The following is a 23,990-nucleotide window of genomic DNA, read 5'->3' as shown; positions in this document are numbered from 1 at the left end:
TTTTCAACAAACGAAGGGAACGTTATGATCATATTGAACATATAGGTCTTTTTGGTCTAAATGAAAAAGCACCCATTGTTTGGGTGCAAAAGTTGTGATTTAGCTATTTAATGTGGTTTGTTAAGTACATAAAAGAATTTCGCTGTCTAAATATAAATAGGCGTTTTCCCAGTATTAGAACAAAAAGAACAAAACTATTTTTTAGTCGTATACCTATTAACTGGTCTTCCAACACCGCCGTATTGAATCGATAAATCAATCTGTCCCGTTTCTTTTAGAAATTCTAGATATCGCCTCGCTGTAACACGGGCAATTCCAACTCCCTCAGCGACTTCCTCCGCTGACAAGGGATTTTTTTGTTGGTGTATGTAAGCATTAATTTGCTGGAGAGTAGTCTTGTTTAAGCCTTTTGGTAATTCCTGTTGGTTGTTATTGTGTGGAACTGCAACTGAATTACCTTTTAATATAAGGTGATCAAGCTCCTCTTGTGACACCGTGTTTTGATTCGTTAATTTGTTGCGATAGTCCTGGTATCTTTCAAGTGCTTGTTTGATACGGTCAAATTTAAATGGTTTGATAATGTAATCCGTTGCTCCATTTTGAAGGATGGTTCGAATGGTTTCATTATCAGACGCAGCTGTTACTGCGATGACATCCACTTTAAGCTGTTCCTTCCGAATTTGATAGAGCACTTCTACGCCGTCCTTACTGGGCATATAAACATCCAAAATGACAAGATCAGGATGCATTTCTCTCATTTTTTTTAATCCTTCTGCTCCATTTGATGCTTTTTCTACAACCTGAAAACCATTCACCTTATCGATAAATTGTTTGTTCACTTCTTGGACCATCGGATCATCTTCAATCAACAATACCTTTATTACCCCACTATCCATATCGATTGCCCCTTTTTTATTAAGATCTATGCATTGGAAAGGTAAGAATAAAGCTTGTCCCTTCGTTTGGATCAGAATCAACGACAACCTTTCCATGTCCTTTTTCAACAATATTTTTAACGAGATATAGTCCTAATCCGTGTCCAGTTTGGTTCTTTGTTGTAAAACCTTCGTTAAAAATACGATTTTTGTCACTTTCGGCTATTCCGTTACCGTTGTCTTCCACAATAACGGTACATTCGTTTTGATCCTGGTGAACACTCACAAAAATTCGTTTTTTCTCTTTTTTTGTTTCGCTAAGTGCAGTAAAAGCATTTTCGATCAAGTTTCCAAGTATAAGAACAAAGTTGTGTTGATCAATGTGGGGAGGGAGATCTTCAAGAATGCTTGTCTGGTCAATGCTCACTTTTATTCCTAGCTCTTTCCCACGACTCACTTTACTTAATAGTAGGCCAATGATACTGTCACTTTTTATATTTTTGCTTAAGGTGCGCATTAATTTTTCATTTTCTTCAGATATCTGGAAGACAAAGTTTAACGCATTCTCCAGATTCCCAAGTTGTATTAACCCTGCAATAGTGTGGAGTTTATTCATATGTTCATGATTTTGTACTCGTAAAGCTTCAACAAACGCTTTGACGCCCGTTAATTCTTCTGCTAGTTTGGTTACTTCAGTTCGATCCTGAAAGATGGCGAGTGCTCCAACTTTTTCATTATTAACAGTAATAGGCACCCTGTTGCTCATAATGTTTGTATTTTTCACCCGTATTTCTTGATTAAACACTGGTTTTTGTTGATGCAATACTTCAGGAAGCCTTGTGTCGTTAATGACTTCTCGAATGGGCTTACCAATAACCTTGCCGGTTACCCCTAGCATTTCTTTAGCCTTTTCGTTAAATACAGTAATGATTTCTTTTTTATCAATGGCAATTACCCCTTCACGCATTGCATTGAATGTTGCCGTTCTTTCCACCAATATACGAACAATTTCGTGAGGCTCCAGATTAAACATTTGATCTTTCATATGTCTGGCGAGAAGTGATGAGCTAATGATCCCAAAGGATAACGTTAGAAGCATAATGATCCCAATTTGTCCTTTCATCGACTCTAGCATTGCAAAAAAACCTGGTTTTAGGTTCCCTGCAATAACGACACCAACTTGTTCATAGTTTTCGTTCATTATCGGAACAAATGCTCGAATAGCCACACCTGCCTCGCCCTTTGCAAGTGAGGTATATGTGTGTTCTGCGAAGGCCGCACCTTCATCTTCTCCTTTTGATATTGTACCGAGCCTTGATTGAATCGGGTGAGAATATCGCCTGCGTTCCATATTTAAAACAACGATATAGTCTGTATTATTAATGATTCGCACTTCTTCCACAATCGGGTTAATGGTATCCCAGCCCGCTGGTTCAGTTATATAACGTTGTATTTCTGGTATTTGTGCCACTGTTCTTGCCGTAATCATGGTGCGTTTGCTAAGCTCTTCTTCTTGAATATTTTCAAGGTTTCCAATAATAATAAAGCCGCCTAACAATAAAGAAAACAGCACGATACCGAACGACAGGATTGTGATTTTCCATTGTATTGGCAATGGTCTAACTTTCATATCGATGCAATTCCTTTCCAATTGTATATCGATATTGTAGCACTATTAAGTATGATACAATAACCCCAAAATACTATTTTAAAGGTGTGCACATATGAAAAAAGTAATGTGGGTTCTTTTGGTCTCCATGTTTTTAGGTTTATTGCTATACACCACTTTTAACTTGCTATCAAATGATAAAGATATCGTGTACGATGATGAACAAGAGGGGCTTAATGATCAAATTATTATTAAATTTAGCTACGTCGTTGCAGAAAACACACCAAAAGCGTTAACCGCTCAAAAGTTTGCGGAGTTAGCTCAAGAAAAAACAAATGGGCGGGTAAAAGTCGAAGTTTTTCCAAACGGAATTCTTTATTCGGACGAAGAAGAGATAGAAGCAATAAAAAATGGAAACGTTCAAATGATCGCGCCTGCTTCTTCAAAAGTAACGAGCATATTTCCAGAGCTGAACCTTCTAGATTTGCCTTTTGCATTTCCTACGTATGAATCAATTGATGAAGCATTGACTGGAGAAATTGGGAAATCATTACTGAAGGCAACCAACACGGATCGTCTTATTGGCTTCTCCCTTTGGAACAATGGATTTAAACAGGTTACCAGTAACAGGGGATCATTGACCCAGCCAGAAGATTTTCAAGGACAGTATTTTCGTGTTATGCCAGGAGATGTGATTGAAAAGCAATTTGATTTACTAAATGTACAAACGAGCCAAATCCCATTTAATTTAACATACCTTAACCTGGAAAACGGTACAATCACAGGACAGGAAAATACCCTTTCCAACATATACTCTAAAAAGTTTTACGAGGTACAAGACCATATGACAATAAGCAACCACGGTTTGCTTAGCTATGTTGTGCTAATGAACAAAGACTTCTGGAATGGGCTTCCGCAAGATATCCAAAAGAGTTTGAACGAGGCAATGGAAGAAGCAACAGATTGGAATCTCCAAAACGCTTTAACGATGAATAAGAATGCTTTAGAAAAAATAAAAAAGAAATCCGATATACACATTCATGAGTTAACTCGTGAGGAAAAGGAAAGTTGGATGAAAGAACTGAACCCAGTGTATGAACAATTTGAACCGGTTATTGGAAAAGAATTATTATCTAAGCTTCAATCGTTAAGAAAAGCTAATGGAATGCGTGTTTCGGACGATTAATACGGCTAGACAAAATATGACCCTAACACATTAGTAAAAATGATTGATTGGAGTTATTTACAATTGATCATTTCCCGGGAAATATGTCGATAAAAATGGATTTTTACACGTATATGTATGGAGCTGTCATAGGGAATCCATAATTGACCCTGCTTATGAGAAAGTGCAATTAGGACACAAATCGGGAAATGAGATAAAGCTTAATGTGAATATTCAAGAATGCTTTGCTGTTCTAGATCCATTTTATACTTTCTTATCTTGTAAAAAAGGAGGGAAACTTTTCCCTCCTAAATCATCCGTTATTTATTCTTCCCTGTTATCATCTTTTCGAATATCATGTCCTTCATGTTCCTCAGCAAATTCCGTTGCTAAATTTTTATCCTGTACCAATCGACGATCTTTTTGACGTTTATCGTCTAACACATGATCTTTCATATAACGATGGAAGAACACTTCCCCAACTGCAATAGCAATTGCCGAAATGAACGAAGCGGAAATTAGAGGAATCCTAGCTTCTATAAATAAGGCTCCTAGTATCCAAGTACCAAAAAATGCAAGTCCAAAATCAGCAAGCGTAGCAGATACGTTCCCCAATGCGGGCAAGGTAAGTAAATCCCCAATAAGATAAGCTGCAATAGTTAAAATCAACCCAATTGCTACAATGTCTCCGAACCCAACTCCATAAAACAATCCCAATACAATAGCTAACATAGCAGTAATCATAACAAACTTAATCGTCAATGCTTTAACGTGCTCCATTTATTTTACCTCCTATTAAGTGCTTTACTTATTTTCGCCAGGATTTAAAATAATATGTGAACCTCGTTTTTGCAATCTTGTGTTTGTTCGCAATGGTGATAAATGTTTAGGTAGCTAGTGGAAGTATGGATTTGCGAAATGGAAATATAAAAGCATGATGGATTCATTTTAGAAAATTGCGGGCACCTTGATGAAAATATACGTAATCTATAATAGGACAGGAACTTCCTATCTGCCCTTAATGCCTCAGAAATAGAAAAGCTTAAGAAAGAACATGAAGCCAAAAAAGGAGGAGCTCATCAATCAAAATTTAATATATTTAATCACTTTTGTAGGTACACCAGCTACGACTGCATTATCTGGTATATCCTTGGTAACAACGGAACCAGAAGCTATCACAACATTATTTCCCACTGTTACACCAGGGTTGATTACGGAACGTCCGCCAATCCACACATTATCCCCGATGACAACAGGCTTTGTGTATTCTATTCCTGTAGATCTCTCTGTAGGATCCATTGGGTGCCCAGCGGTATAAATATGTACTCCCGGTGCTAGCATACAATTGTCCCCGATCGTAATCGTCCCCCCATCTAAAATAACGCAATCATAATTGGCATAAAAATTTTCACCAATATGGATGTTATAGCCATAATCACAATGAAAATTGGACTCCATGTAAAGATTGTTTCCTGTCGAGCCAAATAGAGACTTTATTATTTCCTCGCGCTTTTTTAATTTTGATTCCGGTGTTTCATTAAATGCACGTGTCAGTTTCCTTGCACGAGCCTTTTCCTCTACAAGTTGTGGGTCTGATGGATGATAGAGGTCACCATCTAACATTTTTTGTTTTTCTGATTTAGTAGATTCTGTGGTCATGATATTTCGTCCTTTCTTTTTCATTATTGTTATTGAGCAGATTTTTTAGTGAACATAGTTTCTAATTTCTATCCATTATTTTAAGTTAAATTAACTTCCTAAGGCAATTGCGGACATTCGGAGTTCTCATAGGCCGAATGAGAGCACGATATGAAGAATATTGCCCCTAAATGTGTTTTCATAACTCGAATGAGAGCGCGTTAAGCAGAATTTCGCCCCTGAATGTGTTCTCATAGCTCGAATGAGAGCGCGTTGAGAAGAAATACTCCCCTGAATGTGTTCTTATAGCTCGAATGAGAGCGCGTTAAGAAGAATATTGCCCCTAAATGTGTTCTCATAACTCGAATGAGAGCGCGTTAAGAAGAATATTGCCCCTGAATGTGTTCTCATAGCTCGAATGAGAGCGCGTTGAGAAGAAATACTTCCCTGAATGTGTTCTCATAGCTCGAATGAGAGCGCGTTGAGAAGAAATACTCCCCTCAATGTGTTCTCATAGCTCGAATGAGAACACGTTAAGAAGAAATACGCCCTTGAATGTGTTCTCATAACCCGAATGAGAGCGCGATAATCAGAAATTTGCCCCAGAATGTGTTCTCATAACAGCGCGTAATTTAGAATATTTTTTGAGTAGCGTAGCGAATGCTTTTTTAAAAACTATTGACACGTCATTGTAAACGTTTTATTATTCTATGTAACGGGTTACACACAATAGAGTTGCTTTTTTATTTTTATACATATGTAACGGGTTACATATGTAGTGATCATATATATATTTACAAGACAAAATAAACGATGGATGTGGAGAAATGGCAACGATTAAGGATGTTGCAAAGCTTGCTCAAGTGTCAGTTGCTACGGTTTCTCGTGTGTTGAACAGCAATGGTTATGTAAATCCGACAACGAAAGAACGAGTAAACAAAGCAATTAGTGATTTGAATTATCGTCCAAACGATGTGGCGCGAAGTCTTTTCAAAGGGCGTTCAAAAATGATCGCATTGTTTGTTCCAGATATTATGAACCCTTACTTTCCAGAGCTTGCACGTGCAGTTGAGGACGTTACGAATCAACATGATTATACATTTGTATTGTGTAATACAGATGATGATATTGAAAAAGAAATAACATATTTAAATGCACTTCAGCAGAAGTCTGTTGATGGAATTATTATTGTTTCAAGTACGATAAACAAAGAACATATCCAACATATAAATGTTCCTATTATTGCACTTGATCGAATTTTAAGTTCTGATTTATCGTCTGTAACGGTAACGAATCGTGAAGGTGCAAAAGAAGCTACCGAATATTTAAAGGAAATAGGATGTGAACGGATTGCTCATATTTGTGGTCCGGAAAACGCTAGTAATACTGTACAACGGTTGCGGGGTTACTTGGATGTTGTCAAGGATGAGGATTGGTTTTTGTCAAGCTATGTTGTGTCTGGAGGGTATAACTTTGACAAAGCGGTGGAGGTTACGATCAATCTACTAAAAGATCATCCAGAGGTAGATGGTATTTTTGCGGCGAACGATGTAATGGGTGTTGGTGTAATGAAAGCAGCACAATCACTGGGGTTACGTGTTCCAGAGGATTTATCGATTATTGGCTTTGATGGTATTGCCCTAGGTAAAACAACTAGTCCATCTCTAACAACGATGGCACAACCAATCTATGATATTGGAGCACGTGCTGCCGAAATACTTATCGAACACATTAACGATAAAGAACTTCTAAGAAAAAGAGAAGAGTTCACTGTAAAACTAATCGAACGTGAATCAACAAAAGTAAGGAGATAACGTTATGAGTAAGAAACCAATCGTTAGTATTGTAGGAAGTATCAACATGGATCTAACGATTACAACGAATAAGATGCCTATGCAAGGTGAAACGGTTCTTGGAAATGATTTCGCAACCTATCCAGGTGGAAAGGGCGCGAATCAGGCTGTTGCTGCGGCAAGACTTGGTGCGAATGTAAATATGATCGGTGCTGTTGGAAGTGATTCTTTCGGCAAGACACTCTTAAACTATCTAGAGACGGAAGGAATAAATATAGAAGGTGTCCATACAGCTACCAATAAGCCAACGGGTATAGCAAATATTATTCTATCAGAGGATGACAACCGTATCATTGTTGCATCTGGAGCAAATAAACTTGTGTTGCCGGAATTAGTAGAAAAGCATGTTGACCTTATTAAACACAGTGATGTTTTGTTACTTCAACTGGAAATACCGATAGAAACCGTGATGTATACATTAAAGGTCGCTAGTAAATATAATGTTCCAATTATTGTAAATCCTGCACCCTATCAACCATTACCAGATGCGTTATTTAAAGCAACAACTTATTTAACACCAAATGAAATAGAAGCCGAGTCGATCAAAAATGACCTACTTTTTGAATCTATCAAAGAGAAGCTTATTGTAACAACAGGTGATAAAGGAGTTCAGTATTTTGAGAATGGTACGAAGCAGTTTTTACCGAGTTATCAAGTGGAGGTGAAAGACACAACTGGAGCAGGAGATACTTTTAATGGTGCATTTGCCACAAAATTAGGCATTGGTGCTTCGATAACGGAAGCGGTTCAATTTGCGAATGCAGCTGCAGCCCTGTCCGTAACAAAGGTTGGTGCGCAAAGTGGTATGCCAAAAAAGCAAGAAGTGGAACAATTTTTGAAAGAAAGGTCTGGTACCAAGTGAAAAAGTCAGGAATGTTAAATCGAGACATTACAACAGTACTTGCAAAACTAGGCCATACAGATACGATAATCATCGCTGATTGTGGCCTGCCAATTCCAGAAGAGACGATGTGTATTGATGTGTCAATTGCACTTGGAACACCGAGTTTGACATCCGTTCTAAGAGCAATCGTCGATGACATGAAAATTGAAGAAATGACATTGGCAAATGAAATAAAAGAAAAGAATGGCATGTTACATGAAGAATTGATAGATACATATGCGGATATCCCAAAACAGTATATTTCCCATGATGCATTGAAGCAAAAAACAAAACAAGCAAAAGCAGTGATTCGGACGGGTGAGGCAACACCATATGCAAACGTGATTTTACAAGCAGGTGTCATTTTTTAACCGAAAGAAGTGAGGAACGTGAATAGAAGCCCTATTGTCGAGATGAAAAATATAAATAAAGCATTCTCTGGGAACCAAGTGTTACAAAATGTTCAGTTAGAAGTAAGACGTGGAGAGATTCATGCATTAATGGGTGAAAATGGCGCGGGTAAATCTACCTTAGTGAAAGTTTTGACTGGTATTCACCAGCGTGATAACGGTGTCATTAAAATAAATGGGCAAGAAGTTATTTTTTCCAACCCAAAACAAGCAGAAGAAAAAGGGATTATTGTCATACACCAAGAGCTAAACATTATTCCATATTTAACGGTTACACAAAATATGTTTCTCGGTAAAGATTTAACCTATGGCAAGACAGGAATCTTAAACAAGAAAGAAATGAGAAATAAAACCGAACAAAATTTGCGTCGTTTGGGAGTAAAAAATATTCATCCTGATGACATAGCTGGAGATTTGTCGGTTGGGAAACAGCAAATGATAGAGATTGCCCGTGCATTAGCAACAAATGCTGAATTGATTGTAATGGATGAGCCAACTGCTGCATTAACGGATCGAGAAATTAAAAGTCTTTTTGAAGTGGTAGACTCTCTCAAAGAGCAAGGAGTTAGCATTATTTACATCTCCCATCGAATGGAAGAAATTTTTGAAATTTGTGATCGTATAACAGTATTACGCGACGGACAATATATCGGAACGGAAAACATTGCGGATACGTCATTTCAGGCCATTGTGAAAATGATGGTTGGTAGAGAACTTGGTGAGCGTTTTCCAGAGAGAGATACAATGATAGGCGATATTGTTCTCGAAATAGAGAACCTTGAAAAAACGGGACTTTTCAAAAACATTGGTTTTCATGTGAAAGAAGGCGAAATTTTAGGTGTTGCAGGATTAATGGGTGCAGGTCGAACGGAAATCATGGAAACGATTTTTGGTTTTCGAAAAAAAGATAATGGAATGATCAAAATGCATGGAGAACCACTATCTATTAACCATCCAAGTGACGCCGTGAAAGCAGGAATTGGTTTTATTTCAGAAGATCGAAAAACGAAAGGTCTGGTAATTGATACATCTATTAGAAAAAACATAGCTTTGACAAATCTAAAAACGATTTCTAATAAAGGTATGATTACTCAATCAAAAGAAAAGAAGCTAGTGGATGAATTAATTCAGCGACTCCACATTCGAACAACTGGTGGAGAACAAGAAGTGAAATCGCTAAGTGGTGGGAATCAACAAAAAGTTGTCATAGCAAAATGGCTAGGCATTCAACCAAAAGTTCTTATTTTAGATGAGCCAACAAGAGGTGTTGATGTTGGTGCGAAAAAAGAAATCTATACGATTATGAATCAACTTACGAAAAGTGGAGTTGCCATTATCATGATTTCATCTGAACTTCCAGAGGTTCTTGGTGTAAGTGATCGGATCATGGTCATTCATGAAGGGAAAATCTCAGATGTTTTCAAACGAAGTGAGGCTGACCAAGAAAAAATTATGACAGCAGCGACGGGAGGAGTGAAATCATGAAGCAATTTGTGTTCCATAACTTAGCAAAAATTGGCCCACTTGTAGGTCTCATTTTCATCGCGATTATTTTAGGAATATTAAGTGAAAACTTTTTTACGTTAAGTAATATATTGAATTTATTTAGACAGGTCTCTGTCAATGCACTAATTGCATTTGGAATGACATTTGTAATATTAACGGCAGGGATTGATCTTTCCGTGGGTTCGATATTGGCGCTAGGTAGTGCTCTGACAGCGGGATTATTAACAAGTGGTATGGATCCTGTCTTAGCCGTAGTTGTAGGATTGCTGATCGGATTCGTATTGGGTGCAGTAAATGGCCTAATTATTACAAAAGGAAAAGTTGCCCCATTTATTGCAACACTAGCTACGATGACTGTGTACCGTGGTGCAACTTTAGTTTACACAGATGGAAGACCGATTACTGGGCTATCCGATAGCTTTACCTTTGAAATGATTGGTAAAGGATACGTATTTGGGGTTCCATTTCCAGCCGTATTAATGTTACTAATTTTTGTTCTATTGTTTTTCTTACTTCACAATACTGTGTTTGGCCGTCAAGTATACGCTGTAGGTGGGAATGAAGAAGCATCCACCTTATCAGGGATTAAAGCAGACCGTGTAAAAATCTGGGTGTATTCCCTTACCGGAATGCTATCCGTGTTAGCTGGCATTATTATCACCAGTCGTTTAAACTCTGCGCAGCCAACTGCAGGTAGTATGTATGAACTTGATGCAATTGCTGCAGTTGTGATTGGCGGAACGAGCTTAGCAGGTGGTCGCGGAAGAATTGTTGGAACATTGATTGGCGCATTAATTATTGGAGTTATTGATAATGGTCTTAACCTGTTAAATGTTTCATCATTCTATCAACAAATTGTAAAAGGCGGCGTTATTTTATTAGCTGTATTGCTTGATCGCAAGTCCAAATAGGGAGTTCTGGTGTTCCATATGTGCACCATTCCATAGAATTACAATTTTAAAACGCATTTTAAGGGGGAAATGAAAATGAAAAAATGGTTAACATCTTTTGGGTTACTAGCAGTACTGTTACTTGTAATGGCAGGGTGTTCTACCAATGCACCAGGGTCTGATGATGCAGACGGTGGCGACGATAACGCTTCAGACAACGATGGAGTGAAAATTGGTCTGTCTATTTCAACTTTGAACAATCCGTTTTTCGTTACATTACGTGATGGTGCTGAAAATTCTGCAGAAGAAAAAGGATATGAAATCGTTACTGCTGATGCACAAAACGATGCATCAACACAGCTAAGTGATATTGAAGATTTGTTGCAACAAGATATTGATGTACTTTTAGTTAACCCAGTAGATTCAGAAGCGGTTTCATCCGCAATTGAATTAGCTAATGATGCAGGCGTTCCAGTTATTACAGTAGACAGAAGTGCAGAAGGTGGCGAAGTTGTTACACATATCGCTTCTGACAACGTTGCCGGTGGTGAAATGGCTGGTAAGTTCATCGCAGAACAGCTAGGTGAAGAAGGAAATATTGTTGAATTGGAAGGGATCGCAGGTGCTTCTGCAACACGTGAGCGCGGTGAAGGATTCAACAATATCGTTAATGAAATCGATGGTATGGAAGTCGTTGCGAATCAATCCGCTGACTTTGATCGTACAAAAGGATTATCTGTAATGGAAAACATTATCCAAAGTGTAGATGGAATTGATGCAGTTTTCGCTCATAATGATGAAATGGCGCTTGGTGCACTTGAAGCACTAGAAGCACAAAATATGTTAAAAGATGTTATTGTAGTTGGATTTGACGCAACAGATGACGCAGTTACAGCTGTCAAAGAAGGCAGAATGAATGCAACCATCGCACAACAACCTGAAGTAATTGGTCAAAGTGCAGTGGAAGCAGCAGGAAAGATAGTAAATGGCGAATCGGTTGAAGAATTTATCCCTGTAGAATTACAGCTAGTAACAGAGTAAATGCATTTTTATTGAAGGATCAGGTCATCCCAGGGGTGGCCTGATTTTTGCGCTAGTCTATGTAATCGATGAAGTATTATGCTGTCGCCTTAAAAGAAAGCGCGGTAATCGCAGAGTTTCTTTAACATGTAAAAATGGCTCACCCATTTATATAAAAACATGTTCTCAGACAAGATACTACGGTAATATAGTACACTATAAAGGAAGGGGGATTGCTTTGAAGCATCTAGATTGGCAAATGATATTATTTGTAGGCACTTCCCTAGCTCACGACTACTGGGTATACTGGGGACTTCCAAAGGTGTATTTCTGGGATGCAAAACGAGACCATTTTAAAAAAATGAACACGGATCATGACGATGACAATAAGGCGGCATGAGTCGATGGGCTCGCTATAATCTGGATGAATATGAAAAAAGATTCTTGGGGTCAAGAATCTTTTTTCAAGATAAGAAAGACTATTCAAAACGTCACTGTCTCGGCTTGAATGTAGATACTTTGCTTATTTGTTGTGAACTTAATTAATTTAATACAACTTCCCTTGTCTGTATAAAATAGTAGATAATTTCATCACGGCATGGATGTAACAATTTTGGCGTAATGGGAATGGGTCGCCAAAAAACTGTGGTAGGATTGTATCCATTGTTGACTTCATTTTATCAAAGAGGAGTTTAAACACTTCTTCTTCGCTATAAAATTGGGTTTCACGTCCTTGTAGCCATTCGAAGTAAGAAACAATAACCCCACCTGCGTTTGCTAAAATATCTGGTACAATAATGACGCCTTTATCACTAAGAATTCTATCCGCATCACCAGTAACGGGAGCATTCGCACCTTCGACAATGATCTGGGCTTTCACTTTATCCACATTTTCCTTGTGTACCTGATCCTCTAATGCTGCTAAAATTAAAACATCTACATCAAGGTACAGAACTTCATCTCGGTTTAGAATCTTCGCTTTTAAATCAAATTCAGACAGCTGTTCCTCTGTCGTTGGGAGATCACCATCGTTCATTGAAGTGAAACCAATTAGTGAAGGTATATCTAAACCATCTGAGTTATAGAGGGTTACATTGCGGTCACTAACAGCAACGATTTTGTTCTGTAATTTGGTGCAGTTGTAGGATTCCAAAGCTGCAACTGATCCCACATTACCAAAACCTTGAACAGCGACTTTGAGTGAACGATCGGCAGAGGATAAAGCCGTTTTCGCGAATATATTTTCACTCTTGGACAGTAAATTTTTTTGTTCTTTTACGAAGTCATAGAGCATATAACGAAAGGTGAAATATACGCCTTTTCCTGTTGCTTCCCTTCTTCCTAATGACCCTCCGTTTACGACGCTTTTACCAGTGAAGCTTCCTCTATATGGTTGGCCTGGTCGAATACTTTTGTATTCAGCCATCATCCAGTCCATTTCGCGGTCGCCCGTTCCCATATCAGGTGCAGGTATATCTTTATCTGGGCCTAAAATATCGCTAAAATAGTGAACATACTTTTGCGATATTAAATGCAGTTCTTTTATCGTAAAATCTCTTGGGTTAATGCTGACCCCACCTTTTCCTCCGCCAAAAGGAACTTCGTGGAGAGCGTTCTTTAATGTCATTAAAGCTGCGAGGTTCATCACATCTTCTTCACCAACGGATTCATGAAAACGGATTCCGCCTTTGTACGGTCCGAGTGTGTTGTTGTGTTGTACCCGAAAGGCAGGGATGCGGACAACTTCTCCATTTTCTAAAGCTATTCGCAAAAAAGATTTAAGAATATGGTTCGGGGTAGAAAGAATAGAAGCTAGCGATGTAAATGCTTTTTCTCTCGTGCTGTCTTTTAGAGTGGGTAAAAAAGATGTGTCTTCCATTAATGCGTCCAATGAATGCTGGACGATGGATCCTGTTTGACTTGCCATAGCAATAAAACCTCCATTTTCAATATATGATTTTGTTACTTATTTCCTTTATACTAAAGTGTACCAACTTTTATTTGATGTGTCACATTATTAGGTGAGGGTGCTTTTTCAATTAAAATCGTAATAAACTTACCAGTTCAGCTGAATTTGGGGATGACAACCATATATTATTGGTAATACCGACGATAAATTGTATAGAATTTATGATAGAATAGGAAAAAATAGATGAATTGGCAAGGGGTGTTTGTTTCCATGAATATGTATAAAACAATTGATTTATTTGCGGGGATTGGTGGTATTCGATTAGGTTTTGAAATGACAAATAGAACTCAAAATATTTTCAGCGTTGAAATGGACAAGTATGCTTGTCAAACATATGAAGCGAATTTTGGTGATAACCCATTGGGAGATGTTACTAAAATCAAAGTAAATGATTTAGATAACTTTGACATATTGTTGGCTGGATTCCCGTGCCAAGCGTTTTCTATAGCTGGGAGAAGATTAGGCTTTGAAGACACTAGGGGCACATTATTCTTCGATGTAGCAAGGATCATTAAACATAAGAGACCTAAGGCATTCCTGTTGGAGAATGTAAAAGGATTAGTCAACCATAAAGGTGGAAAAACTTTAGAGACGATCTTGCGCGTGTTAGAAAATGATTTGAATTATAAAGTTTCAGTAAAAGTGTTAAACGCAAAAAATTATGGACTTCCTCAAAATAGAGAAAGAATTTATATTGTTGGTTTTGAGGATGAGAATGTTGATTTTAAATTTCCAGAATATGTAGGCGACCAACAAACGCTTAGACATATTATTGAAGAAAAAGAAGTTTCTAGTAAATATTACTTATCAGATACTTATTTGCAAACTCTAAAAGCACATAGAGAACGACATGAAACGAAAGGGAATGGATTTGGCTATCAAATATTAAGTTATGATGGAATCTCCAATGCTGTAGTAGTTGGTGGAATGGGAAGAGAGAGAAATTTAATCATAGATGACCGCCTATCCGACTTCACACCTAAAACAAGAATAAAAGGTGAAATAAATAAAGAAAGTGTCCGAAGTTTGACCCCAAGAGAATGGGCAAGATTGCAAGGTTTCCCAGATACATTTGAAATCCCTGTTTCAGATACACAAGCATATAAGCAGTTTGGAAATTCTGTTGCGGTTAATGTTATCCATCATATCGCCAAAGAGATGATTTCGGCTTTGGACAAAGCGGAGGGCAAACAATGTCGATTAAAGCCTGCATTAGTAATTTAATTGATTTTAAAAATGTTTTACTTGAGAATTATAGTATTTATAATCGGACTAATGGAAGTAGAACTCAATATTATTTGGATTTACTTACATCAAGTGAAATACTTCGCATAGCTCCCGACCTATCCAACTGTGAACAGAAAAATAAAAGTTATTTAAATAGTTATTTTCATGCTTGTCTGATCGCTGTTTTTTTGGAAAAAGAAGGTGATTCTTTGTGGAATTGGGAAAAGTACGCTAGAGAAATTGCGCCCGTATTAAAGATACATGGATTTTATGGACAATATCTCCCCAAGTTTACAGAAAGTGATATTTTGGAGTATTTTATCTTGCATACCGTGAATAATACATTTGGTTTGTACAATATAAAAGCTCTCACCACTAATAGTGATAGTAATCCAACAAAATTTTATGATGATTATTTGAACGAAATAGTACCTGAAATTACTACAAATAAAATATTAGAAAAAGTGCAAGTAACAATGAAAATTAGAGGACAAGCAGAAAAGAAAGTTTGGGGAGACAATGATATCTTGATTGTAGCTTATCCTGATTTTGTATTAGATGCGGAAGCTATATGCATTATTAGTTGTAAAACGAGCCTCCGTGAAAGGGTCTATCAATCTATCTTTTGGGCAACGCATTCAAGAGTTGAAGGAATTGCGAGACACACCTTTGCTACTTTAGATAAAGGAGATAGTGGTAGGAATTCTGAGATTGGATACCGTGGTACAGATAATGCGGCAAGAAAAACAAGAGATGTATTGGAGTCAACCATGGATAGAGTTTATGTCTTTAGAGGTGCTGAAGAAGTGAACAGGTCCTATGTTATAAAAGACTTCGAATATTTAAAAAAGGATTTAGAAAGATGGCGAGAAGACTATTTTGGTCTTTAGCGTAAAATACCGAACCATCCACCTTCGATTTGTCAAATTAACTGTTGACATTTTTCACGGGGTGGTATATTTTATAGATAGTTAGAACAAATGTTCTAGATCGTGTTGGGAGGGATATTCTATTGGCGACAGTTGTATCAAGTATAGGTTTAAAAGGGATGGAAGGATACAAAGTAAAAGTGGAAGTGCAATTACAATTACTTCATGGTGTAGAGGGTGTTCGTATTGTTGGATTAAAGGAAAGAAAGTCATCATCAACTTGTCACCATCAGAGCAGCGAAAGAACAGTCCGATTTTTGATTTAGCTATGGCAATTGGTGTCATGAAAGAGGTAGGTGTAATTCGCGATCCGATACCAGTTGATGCAGCTTTTCTTGGCGTTCTATCTCTTGATGGAACAATAAAACCTGTTAGTGGCATGCTTCCGGCGGTTTTTGGGGCAAAGAAAGAACAAACCAGAATTCTATACCTGCCTTGGATGGATGACTTTCCAATTGAACATATTGAGGGCATGGAACTCCGCTTTGTACGTTCGCTTCGTGAAGTGATCGATTCGTTTTCAGATCAACATATTTTTGTTTCTCCGCCTTTTTCAAAGCAATTCACCTCACCTAGCGCCACCTACGATAAAGATTTCAAACATATTATTGGACACAAACAAGCTAAAAGAGCCTTAGAAATTTCGGCTGCAGGAGGACATAATGTCTTTATGTCGGGGCCTCCAGGTTGTGGGGAAAGTCTACTTGCCGAATCATTTCCATCTATTTTACCCTTCTTAACCAATGAGGCGCAATTGGAAGTCATGAGCATTTACCAATTATCTGGAGTATTCTATGATACCTTTCATTTGCCACCTTTTCGTAATCCACATCATTCTTCATCAGCAGTATCACTAATTGGCGGGGGGTCTCATCCAAAGCCTGGAGAAATATCACTTGCTCATCATGGTGTGTTATTTTTGGATGAGATGGCGGAGTTGTTTCCAAAGCGAACTTTAGACATGTTGCGTCAACCTATTGAAACAGGAAAGGTAACAATTAGTCGTGCTGCTTCGACGGTCACTTATCCATCCCGATTTATTCTGATTAGTGCAATGAACCCTTGTCCGTGTGGTTATCTAGGGTCTAGACATTTCTATTGCACATGTACACCAAAACAAATAACATCTTATACGAACCGTGTTTCTGGTCCAATCCAAGACTGGATGGATCTGTCACTGTCTCTCCAAGCTGTTTCTTTAAACAAAGATTCACTTGGACAAAATGAATCATCGGCAACAATTCGATGTAGAGTGGTAGCTGCACGTCAAAGACAATATGACAGATATGGAAGTGCAAATTCAAATGCTGTTGTACCGTCAGAGGTTATTTTAGAAAGTTGTCAACTAGATTTTGACCAACAGAAGATGTTGCAACAATGGTCAAGTAATCAAAACTGGAGTACGAGGGTTCAAATGAAGGTCATTCGAATAGCCCGTACCATTTCCGACTTGAATGGAGAGGTGGATGTAACGAATGAAGCCTTGTGGGAAGCAATGGCGATGAGGCGCCACCATATAGGAAAAATAAAAAAGTAACGATTAGATGAAGAAGCGAGTACAGAAGGAGACTAACAGTTGATTGATGTGGATTTATGCAACGCACAATGGAATAACTTTGTTGAATTGCATCATCTTGAGATTGCACGACTAAAACAATCACCAAGTAAAACATTGCGTTGGTTTGTCGCATAAACACAAACCTGATTGGTCGTGACAACGCCCAATAGAAGTCGGAACGAAAAGCACATCAAGAGTCTTTCTAGGCTTGTTGAGAGAAGTGCCTTGCTACACGCAATACGTCCGTTAATGATTTAGGGGAACGCAAGTCAGTGCTTTGGTGGAAACTCTTTCTGCAGGAAAGATAAGGACACCATTGAGAAGCTTGCAAGTACCCTAGAACCCCACTGCTTTAGCCATGGGAGTTGTCAGGCCCCACCTTATCTAGCTTCTTAAAAATGCTCCTTCCGAGTCAATAACTTGCCCGGTCACCCATCCAGCATCCTCACTCGCTAAAAAAGAGACAAGTTTAGCAGCATCTTCTGGTACTCCAACTCGACCTGACAAAAACTTAGGCTTTAGTTCTTTTTTCACCTCTTCAGTCATCCACCCTGTATCCGTTGGACCAGGATTTACTGCGTTTACAGTTATACCAAGATGGGCAACCTCAGCAGACAACGACAAAGTAAATGCAGAAACAGCCCCTTTTGTTGCGCCATACGCAAGCTCTTCCAGCATTGGACCTTTTGCTTGCCCTGAAGTCAAGTTAATGATTCGACCAAATGAGAGAGGTGATTGTTCGAATCGTCTTGTGAATTCCACGCTTAGAAGCAATGTGGCTCTCATATTTACAGCATAATGGTCATCCAACAGTTGTGCATTTAATTGCTTGTAGCCGTCCCGAAGTGAGTGCGCAGCATTATTAACTAGAATAGTAGGTTTCCCGAGTTTTTCGTTAACCTGATCAAGTAATACAGTGGATGAATCTCGCATAGATAAATCAATTTCCATGTCATCAACACGTACACCGATTTCAATGAGCTCTTTCTTGAATGACAGAACCCAATCTGAATCCGCTTTCCAATGCGAAAAGAAAATATCAAGCCCATCAGCAGCAAACCTTCTACAAACGGCCGCACCAATCCCCTTGTCATGACTAACACCTGTAACAACGGCAAGTTTATCTTGTAACATTTTCATAAAACCTCTCCTGTGTAGTCAGTATCTTTGTTTATTATTCTACTTCTATGTAGTAATTCCCTTTAAAATAAGAAGATTCAATTGACATAATTTCAAATGAATACTATGATAAAATATGTAATCGTTTACAAAATATTAGCGGAGAGAAGGAAAATTCCGTGGCAAATATCCAAGATGTTGCAAAAAAAGCAGGTGTCTCAGTTGCGACTGTTTCGCGTGTCTTAAATAATCACAGCAGTGTTACTGAAAAAACAAGGATAAAGGTAGAAAAGGTAATAAGCGAGTTAAGCTATGAGCCAAGCATGCTCGGACGTAATTTGAGAACCTCTGAGAGTAAACTTTTGCTCGTTTTACTTCCTAGTGTCTCAAACCCTTATTATACGGAGATTATTAATGGGATTGAGGAGACCGCAATAAGGAACGGGTACAACATTTTACTATGCGAAACGGATTCTAATCCGGAAAGGGAGTCGAGATACTTTAGCCTCGTTAAGAATCGGATGGCAGATGGGATAATTTCAATGGATCCAGCCGTAAACAAAGAAAGGTTATTTGAGCTTGCTAAAACCTATCCAATCGTACAGTGTAGTGAATACGATAAAGGTGCTGACATTCCTTTTGTGACCATTAATAGTGAGCTGGCAGCTTATCACGCTGTCAAACATCTCATAAAACTCGGACACAAAAAAATTGCTTTACTAACATCAGACGAACAATTTTTGTATGCAAGAGAACGCAGGCTAGGGTATGAGCGAGCATTACGTGAATTTGATATTGAAGTGAACAAGCAACGGATTTATTATGCTGGTAATATTGGTTTTGAAAATGGACAACAAGGAATGAGAAGTCTGCTAGAATTAGACGATCGCCCGACAGCGGTATTTGCCGTGTCTGACATTCTTGCGATTGGAGCTCTCAAAGAAATTAATTCGAATGGACTTAGAGTGCCAAATGATATAGCTATTGTTGGCTTTGATAAAATAAGTTTCTCCAACATGACTTATCCCACACTGACGACGATAGCGCAGCCGATGTATCGGATGGGGAGTATGTCAGCAACCATGTTGATTAACAAAATCCAAGGGAAGCATGTAGAAAGTATCGTGATGGACCATGAGCTGGTAATTCGCGAGTCTACTTAATCTTTAAATGGTGTTAGGGTTTTAGACCCCCCTCTAAGCGAAGCGTAGGTGGGAATTTCCAATCAGGTGGAGTCTGGGACTCCACCTGATTCCCCGATGTTTCAACTTGCTGAAACGAGTTCACTTAAATAAGGTGGAAATGCACCGATAGAAAACTTTATCGGTTATTTTGTTAAGTAATGTTGAAATCGATTTCACATTTTTACTTGGATTTCAAACTATTTGTCTAAAAATTTATTTTTTTACTTCTGTAATGTGTGGAGAACACAAACATTAACAGGATAAGTTAGTTGAAAATAGCAGAATAACTATTGTTTTCAAGGGGTTAGTTGAGAAGGGATAGGGTGAGGGGAGATAATAGAAAACTAAAAAACAAAAAAATTCATTTCGTGTTGACAACGCTTTCACATATTGTATAATAGTTTACGAGATGTAATCGATTTCATGTAATCGCTTCATTCTAATGGTGAGGTAATCATGACATCAATAAAAACAAGGGGGTTTTATTGTTGAAGTTCTGGAAAAGTGCAATAGGAAGCTTATTGATTTTAATGTTCGTGTTTTTTCTTGTAGCATGTAGCAGTGGTGACTCTTCTTCAGAGGAAGGCGGAGGGTCTGAGGATGCAACAACGGAGGATACTGAAACATCAACGGAAACAGAAGAAGCAGGAGAAGAACCAGTTACGATTGTATATGCTAGAGGTGTTGACACAACTGGAGCTACCCAATTAGTTATTGATGCGTTTGAAGAACAAAATCCAAACATAAAAGTAGATTTTCGTGAAATGCCATCTGATACAGGACAATCACATGACCAATACGTAACGATGTTCAGCTCACAAAGTTCTGAAGTCGATGTGTTTGATGCGGATGTCATTTGGCCTGCAGAATTTGCTCAAGCAAACTATGCTTTAGAGTTAGATCGTTTTATCCAAAAAGATGGCGTAGATATGTCTAAGTATTTCCCAGGTACTGTTGCAGCAGCCAACTTTAATGGAAAGCAGTGGGCGATGCCTAAGTTTACAGATGCGGGAATCCTTTACTATCGTACAGATATCGTTGACACTCCTCCGAAAACTTGGGATGAATTAATTGAAATGGCAAGCTCGCTAAAAGGTGAAGCAGGAACAGAGTTTGGCTACTTAATGCAAGCAGCACAATACGAAGGTTTAATTACGAATGCGATTGAATTTATTGCTTCCTACGGTGGGCAAGTAATTGATGAAGAAAACAATGTAGTAGTAAATAGCCCTGAAACAATTAAAGCAATTGAAAAAATGAAAGAAATTGTAGGTTCTGATTTTGTACCAGAAAATATTTTAAACTTTAAAGAAACAGAAACAGAAAATGCTTGGATCCAAGGTAAATCGGTATTTGCAAGAAACTGGCCATATCTTCAGGCATCTTCTAACGATGAAGAAAGATCTAGTATAGTTGGAAATGTAGATATTACAACACTACCAACTGGTGATGCAGGAAGCGCAGCTGCTCTTGGCGGTTGGATGGCTATGATTAACCGTTATTCTGAGTACCCAGAAGAAGCATGGGAATTCGTGAAATTTATGACAGGAGAAGAGGGTCAGAAAATTATTGCTGTTGATGGTGGTCGTGCTCCTACTATTAAAGCCCTTTATGATGATCCAGAAGTACAGCAATCTGGTCCACTATTCTCTAACCCAGAATTCGTTAAAGTATTAGAATCTGCTGTTCCAAGACCGGTAACACCGATTTATCCAGTTATTTCAGACATTATGCAAATTGAGCTATCTAAGGCACTTACTGGTGATCAAACTCCGGAAGAAGCGGCAGCTAATATGCAAACAAAAATTGAAGAAGCGATCAGTGAGTAACGGTTCTTGAAATGAAACAATTAAAGCAAGGTGGGCATCAAATCTCATCTTGCTTTTTGTTTCAAGAGGCCTATATGACGAATGAGCGTTAGAAGAGAAAAGTGAGGGGGGGACATAATGAAAAATCAAATGGATTCCAAAGAAAAGTCAGTAAAGGCTAGCAAAAAATCTTTTTTTCAATTAAATGAAAAACAATTGGGTTATGCTTTTGTTTTACCTTCTTTATTATTAGTTTTTATTGTAACTTTGTGGCCAGTCGCACAATCTTTTTATAATAGTATGTTTGATTACCGGTTAAATGACCCAACGCGGTCGCAAAGAATGTTGGGGTCAAATATTGATTTAGAAAATTATGTTGATAACTATTTTTATTTGGAAGGTCAACTTGATAATTTGGAAAATACAGTTCAGAGTGAGGAAGCGACAAAGACTGTTACAGATATAGATGAGGGAGTAGAAAACTACCATAGTCAACTGTTAAGCAATGATACCATCAAACAAAAAGTTGCTAAAGTTGACGAGCTCCTAATGAATTATAAACCAGTTACGGATAATGAATTAAAGTACAATAAACTCGATAATGATTTTGCTGAGGACTATCGTGAAGCGCTGGGTACCTATCAGCAACAGCTGGCAGAGCTTTCACAAGCAACAGATGACGAAGTGCTTAGTAAAAGCTTAATCCAGACTTCGGAATTACTTGGTTCTATGCAAAAAAATATCCTTGAGTCTAATTTCGTTGGGTTTAAAAACTATGTTAAGTATTTTAAAGATCAACGTATGTGGAAATCGTTGTGGAACACAACCTTTTTTACAGCAATATCTATTGCATTTGAACTCGTTTTGGGTTTAGGTATTGCGTTATTAATTAATCGAGCATTTAAAGGAAGAGGGTTAGTCCGTGCATCTGTTTTAATCCCATGGGCAATTCCAACCGCTGTATCAGCGATGATGTGGGGATTCTTATATGACGGACAATCAGGAATCGTTGGTTACTACTTGGAAATGTTCAACTTAATCCCTGGTGCTTCCTGGTTACTATCAACTTCTAACGGTGCGATGTTTTCAGTAATATTAGCTGATATTTGGAAAACGACACCGTATATGGCCTTGCTGTTGCTTGCGGGATTACAAACGATTCCGAATTCACTTTATGAAGCATCAAATGTGGACGGCGCTAACAAATTTCAGCAGTTTTTAAACATTACTTTGCCGTTGTTAAAGTCCTCCATGCTAGTGGCGCTTTTATTTAGAACACTCGATGCATTCCGTGTATTTGACTTGATTTACGTATTAACAGGCGGGGGTCCAGCAAATGGTACAGAATCGATATCCATTTACGCTTATGAAACTTTATTTTCACAACAAAACTTCGGTGCAGGATCCGTGCTATCTGTAATCGTATTTTTGTGTGTTGCATTAATAAGTTTTATTTATGTCAAACTTATCGGTTCCGATTTATTTGCAGGACGGACGAAATAGGAGGTGCCAAATGAATAAGCGAGCAGGATTTGGATTTTATACGTTTTTAGCAGTTTTTGTTTTTCTAGTTATGTTTCCGTTTATATGGGTATTCTTAACATCAATAAAACCACCTGGGGAAATATTTTCATCATTCCGTTGGTTTACGGGGAACCCTACGCTTGATTCCTATGATGCAGCATTAACAAATCGCCCATTACTCCGATATATGTGGAATAGTTTCGTTGTTTCAACGTTGACGACTGCCTTGTCTTTAACATTTGCATCCTTTGCATCTTATGCTGTGACAAGATTACCGATTAAAGGTAAAGGGCTTATTTTAGGTATTGTATTAGCGGCATCCATGTTTCCGCAAATTGCAATCATTTCACCTATGTTTAACCTAATTACAGGTTTAGGCCTAAGAAATAGTTATATTGGATTAGTAATTCCGTACATTACGATTAGTTTACCGTTATCAATATGGATATTATCAACATTTTTTCAAAAAATACCATATGAATTGGAAGAGTCAGCAAAGCTAGATGGGGCAAGTCCATTTCAGACCTTTCGAAAGATTATATTTCCATTAGCCACGCCAGGAGTTTTTACAACAGGAATACTTGTCTTTATCGCGGCATGGAATGAGTATCTATTTTCTTTAACCATCAATAGTTCTGACAAGTGGAGAACCGTGCCAGTTGGTATTTCGATGTATCAAAGCGAATTCTCCATTCCTTGGGGAGATATATCAGCGGCAACGGTTCTTGTAACGATTCCGATTGTGATTATTGTTCTTTTATTCCAACGCCGAATTGTTTCTGGTTTAACCTCGGGATCGGTTAAAGAGTAGAAAATAACTTAT

22 protein-coding genes are annotated in these 23,990 nt (G+C 38.1%); 16 read left to right on the top strand and 6 right to left on the bottom strand.

Annotation, left to right across the window (positions count from 1 at the left end):
* Positions 1-194: 194 nt before the first annotated feature.
* Positions 195-896, bottom strand: coding sequence for a response regulator (locus NC797_RS02035; protein ID WP_272434961.1), 702 nt, complete (start codon positions 894-896; stop codon positions 195-197).
* Between the two features lie 19 nt (positions 897-915).
* On the bottom strand, positions 916-2,505 hold the full coding sequence (locus NC797_RS02030; RefSeq protein ID WP_272434960.1) for an ATP-binding protein: 1,590 nt from the start codon (positions 2,503-2,505) through the stop codon (positions 916-918).
* Positions 2,506-2,599: 94 nt separating this feature from the next.
* Here NC797_RS02030 and NC797_RS02025 point away from each other — a divergent pair, with 94 nt between their 5' ends.
* Positions 2,600-3,670: a DctP family TRAP transporter solute-binding subunit gene (locus NC797_RS02025; protein WP_272434959.1), complete on the top strand. Its 1,071-nt coding sequence runs from the start codon at positions 2,600-2,602 to the stop codon at positions 3,668-3,670.
* Positions 3,671-3,973: 303 nt separating this feature from the next.
* On the opposite strand, the gene NC797_RS02020 is transcribed toward NC797_RS02025, so the two are convergent.
* The gene (locus NC797_RS02020; RefSeq protein ID WP_272434957.1) at positions 3,974-4,429 is read right to left on the bottom strand and encodes a YndM family protein; all 456 of its coding nucleotides are present in this window, start codon (positions 4,427-4,429) and stop codon (positions 3,974-3,976) included.
* A gap of 303 nt (positions 4,430-4,732) precedes the next feature.
* On the bottom strand, positions 4,733-5,308 hold the full coding sequence (locus tag NC797_RS02015; RefSeq protein ID WP_272434955.1) for a sugar O-acetyltransferase: 576 nt from the start codon (positions 5,306-5,308) through the stop codon (positions 4,733-4,735).
* Between the two features lie 806 nt (positions 5,309-6,114).
* Between NC797_RS02015 and NC797_RS02010 the strand changes: the two genes are divergently transcribed.
* The 7 genes from NC797_RS02010 to NC797_RS01980 all read left to right on the top strand — a co-directional run bounded on the left by NC797_RS02010 (position 6,115) and on the right by NC797_RS01980 (position 12,249).
* A complete protein-coding gene (locus NC797_RS02010) occupies positions 6,115-7,101 on the top strand; it encodes a LacI family DNA-binding transcriptional regulator (protein WP_272434954.1) in 987 nt (328 codons plus the stop codon).
* A 4-nt stretch (positions 7,102-7,105) separates the two neighbouring features.
* A complete protein-coding gene (gene rbsK, locus NC797_RS02005; RefSeq protein ID WP_272434953.1) occupies positions 7,106-8,002 on the top strand; it encodes a ribokinase in 897 nt (298 codons plus the stop codon).
* Positions 7,999-8,394, top strand: coding sequence for a D-ribose pyranase (rbsD, locus tag NC797_RS02000; RefSeq protein ID WP_272434952.1), 396 nt, complete (start codon positions 7,999-8,001; stop codon positions 8,392-8,394). Before rbsK ends, rbsD begins: the two co-directional genes overlap by 4 nt.
* Before the next feature lie 18 nt (positions 8,395-8,412).
* Positions 8,413-9,918 (top strand): sugar ABC transporter ATP-binding protein, encoded by a 1,506-nt coding sequence (locus tag NC797_RS01995; RefSeq protein ID WP_272434951.1) that lies wholly within the window; start codon positions 8,413-8,415, stop codon positions 9,916-9,918.
* A complete protein-coding gene (locus NC797_RS01990; protein WP_272434950.1) occupies positions 9,915-10,850 on the top strand; it encodes an ABC transporter permease subunit in 936 nt (311 codons plus the stop codon). Before NC797_RS01995 ends, NC797_RS01990 begins: the two co-directional genes overlap by 4 nt.
* 75 nt (positions 10,851-10,925) lie before the next feature.
* Complete coding sequence (rbsB, locus tag NC797_RS01985) at positions 10,926-11,870, top strand: ribose ABC transporter substrate-binding protein RbsB (RefSeq protein ID WP_272434949.1); 945 nt, start codon at positions 10,926-10,928, stop codon at positions 11,868-11,870.
* A 217-nt stretch (positions 11,871-12,087) separates the two neighbouring features.
* On the top strand, positions 12,088-12,249 hold the full coding sequence (locus tag NC797_RS01980; RefSeq protein ID WP_272434948.1) for a hypothetical protein: 162 nt from the start codon (positions 12,088-12,090) through the stop codon (positions 12,247-12,249).
* A 147-nt stretch (positions 12,250-12,396) separates the two neighbouring features.
* Here the strand turns inward: NC797_RS01980 and NC797_RS01975 are convergent, their stop codons facing one another.
* Positions 12,397-13,776: a Glu/Leu/Phe/Val family dehydrogenase gene (locus NC797_RS01975; protein ID WP_272434947.1), complete on the bottom strand. Its 1,380-nt coding sequence runs from the start codon at positions 13,774-13,776 to the stop codon at positions 12,397-12,399.
* A gap of 252 nt (positions 13,777-14,028) precedes the next feature.
* Here NC797_RS01975 and NC797_RS01970 point away from each other — a divergent pair, with 252 nt between their 5' ends.
* The 4 genes from NC797_RS01970 (at position 14,029) to NC797_RS01960 (ending at position 17,511) form a co-directional block, all read left to right on the top strand.
* Positions 14,029-15,042, top strand: coding sequence for a DNA cytosine methyltransferase (locus NC797_RS01970; RefSeq protein WP_272434946.1), 1,014 nt, complete (start codon positions 14,029-14,031; stop codon positions 15,040-15,042).
* Positions 15,012-15,935 carry a BsaWI family type II restriction enzyme gene (locus tag NC797_RS01965; RefSeq protein WP_272434945.1) on the top strand — a complete coding sequence of 308 codons (924 nt, stop codon included), beginning with the start codon at positions 15,012-15,014 and terminating at the stop codon, positions 15,933-15,935. The genes NC797_RS01970 and NC797_RS01965 overlap by 31 nt, the downstream gene beginning before the upstream one ends.
* A 122-nt stretch (positions 15,936-16,057) precedes the next feature.
* Positions 16,058-16,240: a hypothetical protein gene (locus tag NC797_RS18505; protein ID WP_465250245.1), complete on the top strand. Its 183-nt coding sequence runs from the start codon at positions 16,058-16,060 to the stop codon at positions 16,238-16,240.
* Positions 16,195-17,511 (top strand): YifB family Mg chelatase-like AAA ATPase, encoded by a 1,317-nt coding sequence (locus NC797_RS01960; RefSeq protein WP_465250244.1) that lies wholly within the window; start codon positions 16,195-16,197, stop codon positions 17,509-17,511. The genes NC797_RS18505 and NC797_RS01960 overlap by 46 nt, the downstream gene beginning before the upstream one ends.
* A gap of 405 nt (positions 17,512-17,916) precedes the next feature.
* Here NC797_RS01960 and NC797_RS01955 read toward each other — a convergent pair whose 3' ends face one another.
* On the bottom strand, positions 17,917-18,672 hold the full coding sequence (locus tag NC797_RS01955; protein WP_272434944.1) for an SDR family oxidoreductase: 756 nt from the start codon (positions 18,670-18,672) through the stop codon (positions 17,917-17,919).
* Between the two features lie 158 nt (positions 18,673-18,830).
* Here NC797_RS01955 and NC797_RS01950 point away from each other — a divergent pair, with 158 nt between their 5' ends.
* The 4 genes from NC797_RS01950 to NC797_RS01935 all read left to right on the top strand — a co-directional run bounded on the left by NC797_RS01950 (position 18,831) and on the right by NC797_RS01935 (position 23,978).
* Complete coding sequence (locus tag NC797_RS01950) at positions 18,831-19,814, top strand: LacI family DNA-binding transcriptional regulator (RefSeq protein WP_272434943.1); 984 nt, start codon at positions 18,831-18,833, stop codon at positions 19,812-19,814.
* A gap of 509 nt (positions 19,815-20,323) precedes the next feature.
* Complete coding sequence (locus NC797_RS01945; protein WP_417168670.1) at positions 20,324-21,664, top strand: ABC transporter substrate-binding protein; 1,341 nt, start codon at positions 20,324-20,326, stop codon at positions 21,662-21,664.
* A gap of 129 nt (positions 21,665-21,793) precedes the next feature.
* Complete coding sequence (locus tag NC797_RS01940; protein WP_272435218.1) at positions 21,794-23,146, top strand: carbohydrate ABC transporter permease; 1,353 nt, start codon at positions 21,794-21,796, stop codon at positions 23,144-23,146.
* A gap of 10 nt (positions 23,147-23,156) precedes the next feature.
* Complete coding sequence (locus NC797_RS01935) at positions 23,157-23,978, top strand: carbohydrate ABC transporter permease (RefSeq protein ID WP_272434942.1); 822 nt, start codon at positions 23,157-23,159, stop codon at positions 23,976-23,978.
* Positions 23,979-23,990 lie beyond the last annotated feature (12 nt).

This window comes from Terrihalobacillus insolitus (assembly GCF_028416575.1).
Lineage (GTDB): Bacteria > Bacillota > Bacilli > Bacillales > Amphibacillaceae > Terrihalobacillus > Terrihalobacillus insolitus.
This window is presented reverse-complemented; position numbering and strand designations above follow the sequence as displayed.